The following is a 12,442-nucleotide window of genomic DNA, read 5'->3' as shown; positions in this document are numbered from 1 at the left end:
CCCGCAGGCCGCCCGGCGGAAATTCGCCTCAGGGCGGGGCGCACGCCCCGCGGCGGCCGGAGGCACACACACGACGGCGGCCCGTCTGCTCTCTCGCAGACGGGCCGCCGTGTCCAGGTGGGCGATACTGGGTTCGAACCAGTGACCTCTTCGGTGTGAACGAAGCGCTCTCCCACTGAGCTAATCGCCCGGACGCAGGGAGAACATTACCCCATGTCAGGGGGTGCGGGTCACCGGCGCCGGCCGGCCCTCGCACCCCCGTCGCGGCTCACTGGTCCTTGATCTTCCAGGGCATCGCGAGGCCGAACTTCCACAGGTAGACGCCGACGAGGACGCCGATGATCACGAGGCCGATCGACGTCAGGATGATGTTGCGCCGCCGGACCTTGGGGTCGAGGGCACGCTGTGCCGCCTCGGTGACCTTGCGCTTGGTCCAGCGGAGCACCAGCTGGGCCCAGACGAACTCGGTCGCCCAGATCGCCATGCCGCCGAAGATCACGACCCAGCCCGGTCCGGGCAGCGGCAGCATCACGATGCCGACGCCCACGACCGCGAGCCCGATGATGAAGACACCGACCTGCCAGCTCAGGTGCAGCATGCGGCGCGCCTGGATGAAAGCGGGAGCTCTGGAGCCGAGTCCCTGCTCGCCCTGCACCCCGTCGGTCTGCGTCTTTTCCGCTGCCACGGCAACCTCGCCCGGCTCGTCACTCCCCGTATTCATACGGCCAAACCCTACCGGACGGAAACCAGTCACCGGAATGGTCGTACCGTGCGAACGCGCTCTCGGCCGGAAGAGTTACGTAAAGGCACGCAAAACACTCAGAGGGGTTTACAACGGCACCGTAGGTGGCATGTCGATTTCGCCGACGTGCGAATCCCCGAGCGCACACTGAGCGAAAGGCCCTGGCGCTTATGAACACCACGGTCAGCTGCGAGCTGCACCTGCGCCTCGTTGTGTCGAGCGAGTCATCCCTGCCTGTCCCCGCAGGCCTGCGGTACGACACGGCCGACCCCTACGCCGTGCACGCCACCTTCCACACCGGAGCCGAGGAGACCGTCGAGTGGGTGTTCGCCCGAGACCTGCTCGCGGAGGGCCTCCACCGACCCACGGGCACCGGCGACGTCCGTGTCTGGCCGTCGCGCAGTCACGGTCAGGGCGTCGTCTGCATCGCCCTGAGCTCGCCGGAGGGCGAGGCCCTGCTGGAGGCCCCTGCGCGGGCCCTGGAGTCCTTCCTGAAGCGCACGGATGCGGCTGTGCCTCCCGGCACGGAGCATCGCCACTTCGATCTCGATCAGGAGCTCTCGCACATCCTGGCGGAAAGCTAGGGGCGAAGCTGCACAGAGCCGCCCGGCGCCGTCCACTCGGGGAGACGGCTCGGGCCCAGACAACCGAATAGGGCAGGCACCGGCGCCGTCCCCTCATGGGGGCGGCGCCGGTGTGCGTCGTCCCACCGCCGACCTCAGGGTGCGCGGACGCACTACCATCGGCCAGCATCGGCGGGCGTCCGCCCGACCCCCAGGCCAGGGAGCGAAACGTGCTGATCACCCACGACACCCGGTGCGCCCTCGACACCGTGGTGGATCTGGTGAACACCGCGCCGGAGGACGACACGGCTCAGGACGCGCTGCCGGATGTCACAGCACTGGAGGATTTCGTACGAAACCACGAAATCAGCGAGGTCGGAGTGCTCTCCGAGTTCGACCTCTCGGCGGTGCGCAAGATCCGCGGACGGTTCGCCTCGGTGTTCGCCGCTCCGGACGCCCGGGCCGCCGCAGGGCTGATCAACGAACTGATCGCCGCCGCGGGCACCACACCCCGGCTCACGGACCACGACGGCTACGACTGGCACGTGCACTACTTCGCGCCCGGCGCCTCCGTCGCCGATCATCTGGCCGCCGACTGCGGGATGGCGCTGGCGTTCTTCGTGGTGGCCGGCGAGCAGGAACGGCTGCGTCGCTGCGAGGCGCCCGACTGCCGGCGCGCCTTCGTGGACCTCTCCCGCAACCGCTCGCGGCGGTACTGCGACAGCCGGACCTGCGGCAACCGGCTGCACGTGGCCGCCTACCGGGCGCGGCGCAAGGAGGCGGCGGGCTGACCCGGCCGAGAGGGCCCGCGCGACCCGCACGACGAGATCGGGACGGGACACGATGCCTTCGTGGGCCCCGGCGGGTGACGCCGGGGACCACGGGTATGGCTCACAGCAACAGCAGGTCGTGCAGCGCAGCCGTGAGCAGCAGACACCCGATCACCGCAAGGAAGATCATCAGCGGTGGCTGGGAAAGGGCGAAGAGGCATCCGCGCGGCTCGTCCTGCGGCGGCGCGGCGTCGCTCTGTGTCGTGTCCAGCATCTCGCGGCGATGATGACGCAGTCGGGACGCATGACGCGATCAACACGCCCGCAGTGAGCGGGAGTTCGCCGGATTCCGTGATCTACGGTTCGGGTCGTGATCACTTCCGCACGCACAGGGACCCGCTGTGTCGTTTCAGTGCGCGTGCGGACGTCATATGCCGGCCCGCCGCAGGCCTCATATGCCGTGCTTCTTGAGGATGGCCTCGATGTCGCTGAAGTCGTCCGTCGCGGTCTCGGTACGGGGCCGGCTCGCGGGCTTGCTCGCGGGCTTGCTCGCGGGCTTGGCCGTCGGGCGGGTGCCCGGGCCCAGGGAGGGCGCCGAGGCCGCCGGAGCGACCGCCTCGCGCTGGGCGGCACCCTTGGCCGCCGCCTTGCGCTCCTTGCGGGTGCCGCCTCGACGGCGCTCCACCGCACGCGTGCTCGCGAACAACAGCCAGGAGAGGCCGAGCACCACGAAGCCCGCCCAGGCCGTCGGGCTGAACGCGGTGTCCGCCAGCCACTCGACGACGCCGGTCATGACCAGGCCGAGGGGCACGAGGGAGTACGCGGCGATACGGACGGCGGAGAGGAAACGCTTGCGGTACGCCGTGACCGCCGCGATGCCCAGGCCGGCCGCGGCGACGGCGGAACAGACGGTCTCGGCAATCATCCGGTCCTCCAGGGCAGAGCTCGGGCGGGCAAGGGCACTTCGTCCCTTCCATCCTGCACCCGCGGCACCCCGCCGGGCCATCCTCCGACGGGACATCAGGGACATCTCCGGGTCGCCTCCTCCGCAGGTGCCGGTCGAGTCGTACCGGTCCTGAAGACTGAGCGGGAGTGCGTCCTGTTGCCAGGACCGCTTGTCCGATGCCCACCACGACCTCTCTGGTCGGGGTGGGGCGGTGCCGTCCGTCGCCGGATCGGGTGTCCGAGGGCGCGTCGCCCGACCGCGATGCTCGCCGCAGACCGGCACTCACTCACGCACTCACTCACGCTCACCAGAAGGCACTCATGCTCGGTCGCCGTCGCAGGTGGCGGCTGGGCCGGGGAAGGTCCGGTTGGGTCGGCCGGGTCGGGGCTGGGAGACTGGGGGCATGAGCGACTCCTCCCCCGCGCGTTCCGCGGCTCCCGTTCTCGACGTCTGGTGCGACCTCCAGTGCCCGGACTGCCGCAGCGCCCTGGACGACCTCCGTGCCCTGCGCGCCCGCTACGGCGACCGGCTGGAACTGCGGTTGCGGCACTTCCCGCTGGAGAAGCACAAGCACGCCTTCGCCGCCGCGCAGGCCGCCGAGGAGGCCGCGGAGCAGGGGCAGGGCTGGCCGTTCGTCGAAGCGGTGCTGGGCCGGGTCGAGGAGCTGGACCGTAAGGGAGAACCCTTCCTGGTCGAGGTCGCCCGGGAACTCGGGATGGACGCCGAGGAGTTCGACACGGCGCTCATCGACGGCCGGCACATCCTGATCGTGGACGCCGACCAGGCCGAAGGCAAGGCGATCGGCGTGACCGGCACCCCCACCTATGTCATCGACGGCGAGCGCCTCGACGGCGGCAAGAGCCAGGAAGGGCTGCGCGAGCGCGTCGAGGAGATCACGGACCGGCTGCTGGCCGGGCAGGACGCCTGAGCCGCCGGGCCGACAACCGGGCCTACAACAACGGCTTGTAGAAGGCGTACTGCGTCGTCTCGTACCCCAGCGACTCGTAGAGCCGCTCCGCCGGGGTGTTGCCCGCGAACACGTTGAGGCCCAGGATCCGTCTGCCCTCGGCGATCGCCTGGGCCTCAGCCAGCAGCATGAGCGTACGGCCGTGTCCCCGGCCGCGATGGGCCTCGTCGGCCTCAACGTCGAAGACGAAGGCCTTGTCGGCGCGCAGGGCGAGCCAGAGAACACCCACACGGGTGCCCTCGTGCTCCAGGATGCTGAACAGCATGTTCTCGGTGGCCAGGCCCTGCGGCAGGAGCACTTCGTGGTCGCGCCGGGCCTTGGCGTACGCCTCGGCCTCCGGTACGCCCCGTTCGATCCAGGTGCGCGCGTAGTCCTCCGACTCGTGCTCCTGCCACGCCTCGAACTCCGCCTCGGTCATCGGGCGTGCCCGGCTGCCGGCGGGCAGTTCGGGCGGGGCGTCGGCGAGCCGCTTCTCCATGCCGCGGTTGCGCAGGACGTAGCCGAGCGCCTTGACGAGCCGCAGTGCGGCCTCGGCGTCCGCGGGCACACTGATCTCGATCTGCCGGCAGCCCCAGCCGCGCGCCACCTCCTCCGCGGCGAGCATGGCCACCGTGCCCCGGCCGCGCCGGCGGTCGGGCTCCTCGATGTGCACCTTGTGGACGCGGGCCACCGAGTCGCCGAAGGAGGGAGACGTGCCCAGGTGTATCGCGCCGACGGGACGGCTGTTCACGCACACCTGGTAGTGGCGTGAACGCGTCCCGTCGGCGTTGCGCTGAAGCGGCTCGCTCGGCCGCAGGGTCGTGGTCATCAGGGGAGTTCTACCCCTCGCCGGGCCGTAGGTCAGCCGATTATCCGCAGGACTTACGGATCTAGGTCGTCGCCCGACCGCTCGTCGAAGATTCGCATGGCCTTGGCGGTCGCCGGGCCCGGTGCGCCCGGCAGTTCGCGGTCGTCGACGCGGTGCACGGCCTGGACGTCCCGCAGGGTGGAGGTCAGGAAGACCTCGTCGGCCCGCTCGAGGACGTCCAGCGGAAGGTCCGTCTCCTTGGCGCCCGTCCACTCGACGGCCAGGGCGCGGGTGATGCCGGCGAGGCAGCCGGAGGCGAGCGGCGGGGTGTGGATCTCGCCGTCGAGGACGACGAAGACGTTCGACCCGGTGCCCTCGCAGAGCTGTCCGACCGTGTTGCCGAACAGCGCTTCGGAAGCGCCCTGTTCGCGGGCACGTGCGAGGGCGACGACGTTCTCGGCGTACGAGGTCGTCTTGAGGCCGGTCAGCGCGCCGCGCTCGTTGCGGGTCCAGGGGACCGTGATCACGGCCGTGGTGTCGGGGCGGCGGGTCGTCTCGCCCAGCGCGACCACGAGGGTCGGGCCGTGGTCGCCGCGGTCGGAGCCGAGCGGGCCGTGGCCGCCGGTGTACGTGATGCGCAGCCGGCCGAGCGGCATCGGGTTGGCCTCGACGACGGCGGCGCAGGCGCGGCGGACCTCGTCGAGATCGGGGTCGGGCAGGCCGAGGCCGCGCGCGGAGCGGGTCAGCCGGTCGAGGTGCCGGGTGAGCGCGAACGGCCTGCCGTGCACCGCCTTCACCGTCTCGAAGATGCCGTCGCCCACGGTCAGCCCGTGGTCGAAGACGGAGACACGGGCGGACTCCATGTCCTGCAGCCCGCCGTCGAGCCAAAGCTTCACGTCAGTCCCTCTCCACTCACCTCGTACACACCCGACGCTACCGCGAGCAGCCGGGACGCCTTCAGCTCGGTCTCCGCCCACTCCGCCTCGGGGTCGGACCCCCAGGTGATGCCGGCGCCGGTCCCGAAGCGCAGTACGCCCTCCGCACGGTCGGCCCAGAAGGTCCGGATGCCCACGGCCAGCTCACCGACGCCGCGGTCGGCATCCACCCAGCCGATGCCGCCGCAGTACGGCCCTCTGGGCCCCCTCTCCAGCTCCTCGATGATCCGCAGCGCGCTCGACTTGGGCGCACCCGTGACCGACCCGGGCGGGAAGGCGGCGGCGAGCAGCTCAGGCCATCCGGCGTCCTCACGCAGCTCGCCGCGGACGGTCGACACGAGGTGGACCAGACCGGGGTGCTTCTCGACGGCACACAGGTCGGGGACGGTCACGCTGCCGGTGGCGCAGACGCGCCCGATGTCGTTGCGGACGAGGTCCACGATCATCACGTTCTCGGCGTAGTCCTTCTCCAGGAGGTCCGCCTCGGTGCGTCCAGTGCCCTTGATCGGGCCGGACTCGACGACCCGTCCGTCGCGCCGCAGGAACAGCTCGGGCGAGGCGGTGGCGATCTCCACGCCGTGGCCGGGAAGGCGGATCGTTCCTGCGTACGGCGCCGGGTTGCCGCGCGCCAGCAGTGCCGCGAGGGCGTCCACGTCGGCGTCCGGCGCGAGGGGCGCGGACAGCACGCGGCAGAGGTTGGCCTGGTAGACCTCGCCGGCGGCGATGTACTGACGGATGCGCCGCACCCCGGCCGTGTACGCGGCGCGATCGAGGGAGGACGACCAGTCACCGGCGGCGGGCCCTCGCCACTCCCCCGGCACCGGGGCGGGCACCGGCTCCTCCCGTACGTCCCCGAAGCGGGCGCAGGTCAGCCGGCCCTCGAAATCCGCGCACACCGCCCAGAAACCGGTGGAGTCGAGTGCCGCGGGATCGCTGGTGACGTCGAGGAGACCGGTGGCCACGCGGTCGCCGAACCGGGCGAGGGGAGGGAGGTCGAGCACGCTGTCGAGTCTAGGGGCGGGTGTCCGGCACGTGACCTGGCCGTGTCCCTCCGGAAGCCCCGGGCACGTCCCTGAGCAGGCGCAGCGCAGCACGCTGCGCAAACGCGTTTTTGTACTGGCCCCGGAATCCGCTAGAGTTCAGACGTCGCCGGGACGCGGAGCGTACCGAAACGACAGGCGGACGTAGCTCAGTTGGTAGAGCGCAACCTTGCCAAGGTTGAGGTCGCGAGTTCGAACCTCGTCGTCCGCTCGAAGGAACAGGGGTCTTCCCGGCCCCCTACACTCCTGGTGGAGTGGCCGAGAGGCGAGGCAACGGCCTGCAAAGCCGTCTACACGGGTTCAAATCCCGTCTCCACCTCCAAGGACGATTAGCTCAGCGGGAGAGCGCTTCCCTGACACGGAAGAGGTCACTGGTTCAATCCCAGTATCGTCCACTGGATCTTCCAGCACCTATGGCGAGATCCGACCCGCGCGATTAGCTCAGCGGGAGAGCGCTTCCCTGACACGGAAGAGGTCACTGGTTCAATCCCAGTATCGCGCACGCAAAGCCCATGATCCGCTCCTCGGAGTGCACATCGTGATCGTGGTCCCGAGGACGATTAGCTCAGCGGGAGAGCGCTTCCCTGACACGGAAGAGGTCACTGGTTCAATCCCAGTATCGTCCACACACCGAAGCCCCCGGCCCAGCGGCCGGGGGCTTCTTCGTGTGCCGGTCGGCTGTCAGCTGGAGAACAGCATGCGCCCGAAGCCCTTGTTGCGGTGGTGACCCTGGTGGCCGTAGTGGCCGCCCTGCGGGGCGCCCCAGGCGGGAGCGGTGTGAGCGCCGGGAGCGGCCGGGTACTGCGGGGCGGCCGGGGGCGGCGGGACCGCCGGCTGGGACCACTGGGACTCCAGGCGGGTCAGCGACTCCAGCTCGCCGTAGTCGAGAAATATGCCGCGGCAGCCACTGCACTGCTCGATCTGGACGCCGTTGCGGTTGTACGTGTGCATCGGCGCATGGCACTTCGGACACTGCATGGTCGGCTCAACTCCTCGCCGGTCGGTCCTGCTTGGTGCTTCGCCAGGACAGACTCTGTCCGGCTGCGGTCGGTTGCACCCTACTTGGGGAAACCTCACGCCGATTCCGGCGGGGCGAAACCCATCCGGTCACAGGCGTCGACCAGTGCCACCTCCACCTCGTCCAGGGGACGGTCCGCCGCGACGGCCTTGGCGATCGACCGGGCGGCGGTCTGCACGGTGAGGGCGCGTGCCGGGACGTCCAGGGCGGGCCAGGGGTCGCCGACCGCGGGGACGGCCGGGCCGCCCGCCGTGCGGTAGGCGGTCAGGAAGCGGGTCCACTCGTCCGGCGGGAGCAGTCCGCAGGCGTACCAGGCCGCGGGACGCGCGAGGTCCCAGGCCGGGACGCCGACGCCGAGGTCGTCGACGTCGATGAGCAGCCACGGGCCGTCGGGGGCGGGGTGGCGGACCAGTTGGCCGAGGTGGAGATCGCCGTGGCAGAGGGTGGCGGTGTCCGGCATGGGTGTCTCGGCGCGGGCCCAGGCGGGGAGCGTGGACCAGGCGTGCAGGACGGGGCTGGTGGCGGGATGCCGGGCGGCTGTCGTGCGGAGGCGGGTGACCGCGAGGGCGGCTTTGGCGGGGCCGCGCATGGGGGGCAGGGGTGGGGCCACGGCCGTGATCGGGGTGCGGTGCAGGCGGGCGAGGAGGGTGGCGGCGTCCTCCCAGGGGGCCGCGTCGGGATCTTCCGGGTCCACGGGGGTGCCGTACGGCCAGAACGTCACGAGTCTGCCGTGCAGGTCGGCCGGGGTCGGACTGAGCGGGGGGAGGAGGATTCCGGGGAGCTGGGCGGCTGCGGTGAGGCGAGGGATCAGGTCGGTGCGGGTCGTGTCCGGGGCGTGGGCCTTGGCGACGGTGCCGGCGTGACGGACGACTGTGGCGTCGGGGCGGTCGGCCAGGGTGGCGGTTGCTCCGCAGGGGCAGGCGGATGCTGCCGAGTGGGCCTTGGCCGTGACTCGGGTCGTGAGGTCGGACAGCAGGGCGTGGGTCACTGGGCTCCTGGCGCGTGCGGGCGGTTCGTTCGCGAGGGTACGCAAGGTTGTACGCGGTGCCGAGCGCGCTGCGGGCTGTCCGGTCCCCCGGCGTCGGTGCGAGCGCCTGCTGGGGGCTCCGCCCCCAGACCCCCGGACCTGTACCCACCCACCACCCGACTCGGTTGGTCGAGAGGTGGACGCACGCACCTGCACTCGCGTACGGCGAGAAGGGGACGTGTCGGGGGGTGTCCGCCCGCAGCGGTTGGCGCGTCAACGCCAGTACCTCGATGAGGGACCGATTTCGCGCCGTTCCGAGGACGGACACCCCCCGACGCGGCCCCGCCCCCCACACACAACCGAAGGCGCTACGCCCGCCCCGGCATCTCGCCGGTTTCGGGCGCAAAGCAATGCCGGCGCAGCTCCCCAGCTGCGCCGGCATTTTTGCCGTCCGCCGCACCCCCGTCCCCACGGGGTTTCATGGCAGGATGTCCCCGCCCGGACCGCTCTTCCGGGCCTGGGGTCGCCGCTCAGCGCCCCAGCATCACTCCCACGGACGACGCTTGTGTGGCCACTGTCTCCCAGCCGTCGAAGACGAGGAGGAGCAGGGCCGCCAGGGGAAGGGCCATGAGTGTCGCCACCAGTGGGTGGCGACGGCCCGTGCGGCGGGGGCGGAGCGCGATGCGCTCCTGGGTGCGAACCAGTGTCCGCGGTGCCGTGTAGGCCATGGTCCCTCTCCTGACCGTTCTGTTGTGGTTGGCAGCGGCGGGTGTCTGACCTCGGGGGACGAGTGCTGCACCCGCCGCTTGACCTCAAATCTAGGCGTCCGGCGCTCGGCGCACGTCATGCCCTCGTACCGATTGCCGGGCCTCCCGGAGGATGAGCCGTGACCTGCGTTGTACTCCCGTGGGTGGAGACGGGGTCCTAGGTCTCGGGGTCTTCCCGGAGGGGGCGCCCGCTGTGCCCCGCTTTCTCCGAGCTGTCCTCCCGCGGAATCGGCTGCTCGACCAGCGCCAGGACCCGGTTCGCCATGAAACGGGCCGTACGGACGACGGAGCCGTTGCGGGTGACTTCGCTCACTTCAACGACACCTCGGCGCACCGCTGTCTCCACCCGGCGGCCCGCCCTGCTCGCCACCACCTCGTACGTACGCGTCGTGTCCCCGGCGTCCACGACTATCTCCACGCGATCACCCTTCACGGGTTCAATCCCCCTTCTGCGACGGGTGGTTGGGGTCACAGACCCTCCCAAGTCGCCCTGCCCGCGAGCTCCCTGACCACTCTTCAATTCTCCCACCCGGCACTGACAATCCATCCGGCCGAGAGGGCGCGGCCTCTGCGCGCGGCGGGCCGTGGAAACGTAAGCTGTGGCACGTCACACGGACCGGGCAGCGGGGATGAACATGGCGATGATGCGCCTGAGGCGCGAGGACCCGCGCGTCGTCGGCTCGTTCAGGCTTCACAGACGGCTCGGCGCGGGCGGGATGGGCGTTGTCTATCTCGGCTCCGACCGCAAGGGCCAGCGGGTCGCGCTCAAGGTGATCCGGCCGGATCTGGCGGAGGACCAGGAGTTCCGCTCGCGGTTCGCGCGTGAGGTGTCGGCGGCGCGGCGCATTCGCGGCGGGTGCACAGCACGGCTCGTCGCCGCCGATCTGGACGCCGACCGGCCGTGGTTCGCCACGCAGTACGTGCCCGGGCCCTCGCTGCACGACAAGGTCGCCGACGAGGGGCCGATGGGCGCGGCCGACGTGGCCACCGTCGGGGCCGCCCTGTCGGAGGGGCTGGTGGCGGTGCACGAGGCCGGGGTGGTGCACCGGGACCTCAAGCCGTCCAACATCCTGCTGTCCCCCAAGGGCCCGCGCATCATCGACTTCGGCATCGCCTGGGCGACCGGCGCCTCGACGCTCACCCATGTCGGCACGGCCGTCGGCTCCCCCGGCTTCCTCGCGCCCGAGCAGGTGCGCGGCGCCGCGGTGACACCCGCCACGGACGTGTTCTCCCTCGGCGCGACCCTGGCGTACGCCTCGATGGGCGACTCGCCCTTCGGGCACGGCAGTTCCGAGGTGATGCTGTACCGCGTGGTCCATGAGGAGGCGCAGCTGCACGGCGTACCGGACGCGTTGGCTCCGCTGGTCCGGGCCTGCCTCGCGAAGGACCCCGAGGAGCGGCCCAGCACGCTCCAGCTGTCGCTGCGGCTGAAGGAGATCGCCGCCCGGGAGTCGCAGGGGCTGGCGGACGTACGGCCGCCCGCGCCGCGCGCCGGTGAGGCGGACCGGCCCACCGGGCGGCTCGCCGACACCTACCCGGAGCGGGCGCCGCAGCGGCGTCCGCAGGGGCAGCAGGGCACCCCGGGCACGCAGGGGACTCCCCCGCCGCGCAGTGGTGCCGCTTCCCGCGGTCCCGCTCCGGTGCGGGGCGGGGCTCCCTCACGGGGTGGCAGTGCCTCGCGGGGCGGCGGTTCGTCGTCGCGCTCGGGGGCGCCGCGGAGCACGACGCGGTCCGGCGGCGGGAGTCGTCCGGCGTCGCGCGGTGGTGCCGGCCGGCCGACGCAGAGAGGCACGGGCACGGGGCGGCGGCCCGCCAATCCGCGGCTGCTGCGTCAGCGGCTGTTCGTGTTCGTCGTGGTCACGCTGCTGGTGGCGCTCGGCATCGCCGCGGCGCAGGGCTGTCAGGGGCCCTCACGAGGGCTCGGCGGCGAGGGGAACGTCGTACGGAATCAGCAGGAGCAGCCGGTGCGGGACGGGCGGCCGGGCCATGAGCCGTTGGACGCGCCGCTGATGTCCGAGCGGTACGAGTCGACGCTCACGGCGTCCGACTAGGCGCTCCGCCGGGATCGGCGGGGCGGCTGCCTAGAGTGCGGGCCGGCCCGTCGCCACGGCGTAGAAGGCGACCGCGGCCGCCGCGCCCACGTTGAGGGAGTCGACGCCGTGGGCCATGGGGATGCGGACCCACTCGTCGGCGGCCACCAGGGCCTGGGTGGAGAGGCCGTCACCCTCGGCGCCGAGCATCAGGGCCACCCGGTCCATCTTGTGCGGGGCGGCTTCGTCGAGGGTTCTGGCCTTGGGGTCCGGGGTGAGGGCGAGGAGGGTGAAGCCGGCCTCGCGGACCGACTCCAGGCCCTTGGGCCAGGTGTCGAGACGGGCGTACGGCACGGAGAAGACCGCGCCCATGGAGACCTTCACGCTGCGGCGGTAGAGGGGGTCGGCGCAGTCCGGGGAGAGCAGGACCGCGTCCATGCCCAGGGCGGCGGCCGAGCGGAAGATCGCGCCGATGTTGGTGTGGTCGTTGACCGACTCCATGACGACGACCCGGCGGGCGGTCTGGAGGAGGTCGGCCGCCGTGGGCAACGGCTTGCGCTGCATCGAGGCGAGCGCGCCGCGGTGCACGTGGTAGCCGGTGACCTGCTCGGCGATCTCCGGGCTGACCGCGTACACCGGGGCCGGGAGTTCGTCTATGACGTCCCGCATGACGTCGACCCACTTGGCGGACAGCAGCATCGAACGCATCTCGTAGCCGGTGTCCTTGGCCCGTCTGATGACCTTCTCGCCCTCGGCGATGAAGAGGCCCTCGGCCGGCTCGCGCTTGCGGCGCAGCTCGACGTCGGTCAGGCCCGTGTAGTCGTGCAGGCGCGGGTCGTCGGGGTCCTCGACGGTGATGAGATCGGCCACAGGGTGATACTGCCTTGTCCTGAGTGCGGTGCCAACGGCT

General features: G+C 71.4%; 15 protein-coding genes and 6 tRNA genes. 9 read left to right on the top strand and 12 right to left on the bottom strand.

The window, feature by feature from the left end:
• Positions 1-118: 118 nt before the first annotated feature.
• Together OG252_RS40605 and OG252_RS40600 are read right to left on the bottom strand one after the other, a co-directional pair.
• Positions 119-190: transfer RNA gene (locus OG252_RS40605), tRNA-Val, on the bottom strand.
• A gap of 78 nt (positions 191-268) precedes the next feature.
• Entirely contained in the window at positions 269-721 is a 453-nt protein-coding gene (locus OG252_RS40600; RefSeq protein ID WP_266442898.1) for a TIGR02611 family protein, read from the bottom strand.
• Between the two features lie 191 nt (positions 722-912).
• Between OG252_RS40600 and OG252_RS40595 the strand changes: the two genes are divergently transcribed.
• Positions 913-1,326, top strand: coding sequence for an SsgA family sporulation/cell division regulator (locus OG252_RS40595; protein WP_004002642.1), 414 nt, complete (start codon positions 913-915; stop codon positions 1,324-1,326).
• A gap of 209 nt (positions 1,327-1,535) precedes the next feature.
• The gene (locus OG252_RS40590; RefSeq protein ID WP_266442895.1) at positions 1,536-2,096 is read left to right on the top strand and encodes a CGNR zinc finger domain-containing protein; all 561 of its coding nucleotides are present in this window, start codon (positions 1,536-1,538) and stop codon (positions 2,094-2,096) included.
• A gap of 100 nt (positions 2,097-2,196) precedes the next feature.
• On the opposite strand, the gene OG252_RS40585 is transcribed toward OG252_RS40590, so the two are convergent.
• Together OG252_RS40585 and OG252_RS40580 are read right to left on the bottom strand one after the other, a co-directional pair.
• Positions 2,197-2,349, bottom strand: a complete 153-nt coding sequence (locus tag OG252_RS40585) for a hypothetical protein (RefSeq protein ID WP_164873000.1) — start codon at positions 2,347-2,349, stop codon at positions 2,197-2,199.
• A gap of 177 nt (positions 2,350-2,526) precedes the next feature.
• Positions 2,527-3,000: a hypothetical protein gene (locus tag OG252_RS40580; RefSeq protein ID WP_329342448.1), complete on the bottom strand. Its 474-nt coding sequence runs from the start codon at positions 2,998-3,000 to the stop codon at positions 2,527-2,529.
• Positions 3,001-3,424: 424 nt separating this feature from the next.
• Between OG252_RS40580 and OG252_RS40575 the strand changes: the two genes are divergently transcribed.
• Positions 3,425-3,949 (top strand): DsbA family protein, encoded by a 525-nt coding sequence (locus tag OG252_RS40575; RefSeq protein ID WP_266442886.1) that lies wholly within the window; start codon positions 3,425-3,427, stop codon positions 3,947-3,949.
• A 22-nt stretch (positions 3,950-3,971) separates the two neighbouring features.
• Here the strand turns inward: OG252_RS40575 and OG252_RS40570 are convergent, their stop codons facing one another.
• From OG252_RS40570 to OG252_RS40560, 3 genes are read right to left on the bottom strand one after another with little or no spacing between them, the layout of a single operon-like run.
• Entirely contained in the window at positions 3,972-4,796 is an 825-nt protein-coding gene (locus OG252_RS40570) for a GNAT family N-acetyltransferase (RefSeq protein ID WP_266442884.1), read from the bottom strand.
• 53 nt (positions 4,797-4,849) lie between these two features.
• A complete protein-coding gene (locus OG252_RS40565) occupies positions 4,850-5,671 on the bottom strand; it encodes an aminotransferase class IV (protein ID WP_266442881.1) in 822 nt (273 codons plus the stop codon).
• Positions 5,668-6,711 carry a chorismate-binding protein gene (locus tag OG252_RS40560; RefSeq protein WP_329342444.1) on the bottom strand — a complete coding sequence of 348 codons (1,044 nt, stop codon included), beginning with the start codon at positions 6,709-6,711 and terminating at the stop codon, positions 5,668-5,670. The genes OG252_RS40565 and OG252_RS40560 overlap by 4 nt, the downstream gene beginning before the upstream one ends.
• A gap of 177 nt (positions 6,712-6,888) precedes the next feature.
• Between OG252_RS40560 and OG252_RS40555 the strand changes: the two genes are divergently transcribed.
• The 5 genes from OG252_RS40555 to OG252_RS40535 all read left to right on the top strand — a co-directional run bounded on the left by OG252_RS40555 (position 6,889) and on the right by OG252_RS40535 (position 7,376).
• Positions 6,889-6,961, top strand: a tRNA-Gly gene (locus OG252_RS40555).
• Between the two features lie 37 nt (positions 6,962-6,998).
• Positions 6,999-7,072 (top strand) — tRNA-Cys (locus OG252_RS40550).
• Position 7,073: 1 nt separating this feature from the next.
• Positions 7,074-7,145: transfer RNA gene (locus OG252_RS40545), tRNA-Val, on the top strand.
• A gap of 35 nt (positions 7,146-7,180) precedes the next feature.
• A tRNA-Val gene (locus OG252_RS40540) sits at positions 7,181-7,252 on the top strand.
• Positions 7,253-7,304: 52 nt separating this feature from the next.
• Positions 7,305-7,376, top strand: a tRNA-Val gene (locus tag OG252_RS40535).
• 55 nt (positions 7,377-7,431) lie between these two features.
• Here the strand turns inward: OG252_RS40535 and OG252_RS40530 are convergent.
• The 4 genes from OG252_RS40530 to OG252_RS40515 form a co-directional block, all read right to left on the bottom strand.
• Positions 7,432-7,728: a TFIIB-type zinc ribbon-containing protein gene (locus OG252_RS40530; protein ID WP_266442876.1), complete on the bottom strand. Its 297-nt coding sequence runs from the start codon at positions 7,726-7,728 to the stop codon at positions 7,432-7,434.
• A 95-nt stretch (positions 7,729-7,823) separates the two neighbouring features.
• Positions 7,824-8,756, bottom strand: coding sequence for a phosphotransferase family protein (locus OG252_RS40525; protein ID WP_266442873.1), 933 nt, complete (start codon positions 8,754-8,756; stop codon positions 7,824-7,826).
• A gap of 509 nt (positions 8,757-9,265) precedes the next feature.
• Positions 9,266-9,463 (bottom strand): hypothetical protein, encoded by a 198-nt coding sequence (locus tag OG252_RS40520; RefSeq protein WP_053748661.1) that lies wholly within the window; start codon positions 9,461-9,463, stop codon positions 9,266-9,268.
• Positions 9,464-9,659: 196 nt separating this feature from the next.
• Positions 9,660-9,935: a hypothetical protein gene (locus tag OG252_RS40515; RefSeq protein WP_030038485.1), complete on the bottom strand. Its 276-nt coding sequence runs from the start codon at positions 9,933-9,935 to the stop codon at positions 9,660-9,662.
• Between the two features lie 196 nt (positions 9,936-10,131).
• On the opposite strand from OG252_RS40515, the gene OG252_RS40510 reads away from it, so the two are divergent.
• On the top strand, positions 10,132-11,553 hold the full coding sequence (locus tag OG252_RS40510) for a serine/threonine-protein kinase (protein ID WP_329345320.1): 1,422 nt from the start codon (positions 10,132-10,134) through the stop codon (positions 11,551-11,553).
• A 30-nt stretch (positions 11,554-11,583) separates the two neighbouring features.
• Here OG252_RS40510 and OG252_RS40505 read toward each other — a convergent pair whose 3' ends face one another.
• Positions 11,584-12,402 carry a TrmH family RNA methyltransferase gene (locus OG252_RS40505; protein ID WP_266442860.1) on the bottom strand — a complete coding sequence of 273 codons (819 nt, stop codon included), beginning with the start codon at positions 12,400-12,402 and terminating at the stop codon, positions 11,584-11,586.
• Positions 12,403-12,442: the final 40 nt, after the last annotated feature.

This window comes from Streptomyces sp. NBC_01352 (assembly GCF_036237295.1).
Classification (GTDB): Bacteria; Actinomycetota; Actinomycetes; order Streptomycetales; family Streptomycetaceae; genus Streptomyces; species Streptomyces plumbiresistens.
Note: the sequence above shows the minus strand (reverse complement) of the source record. Positions and strands in the feature narration are given on the sequence as shown.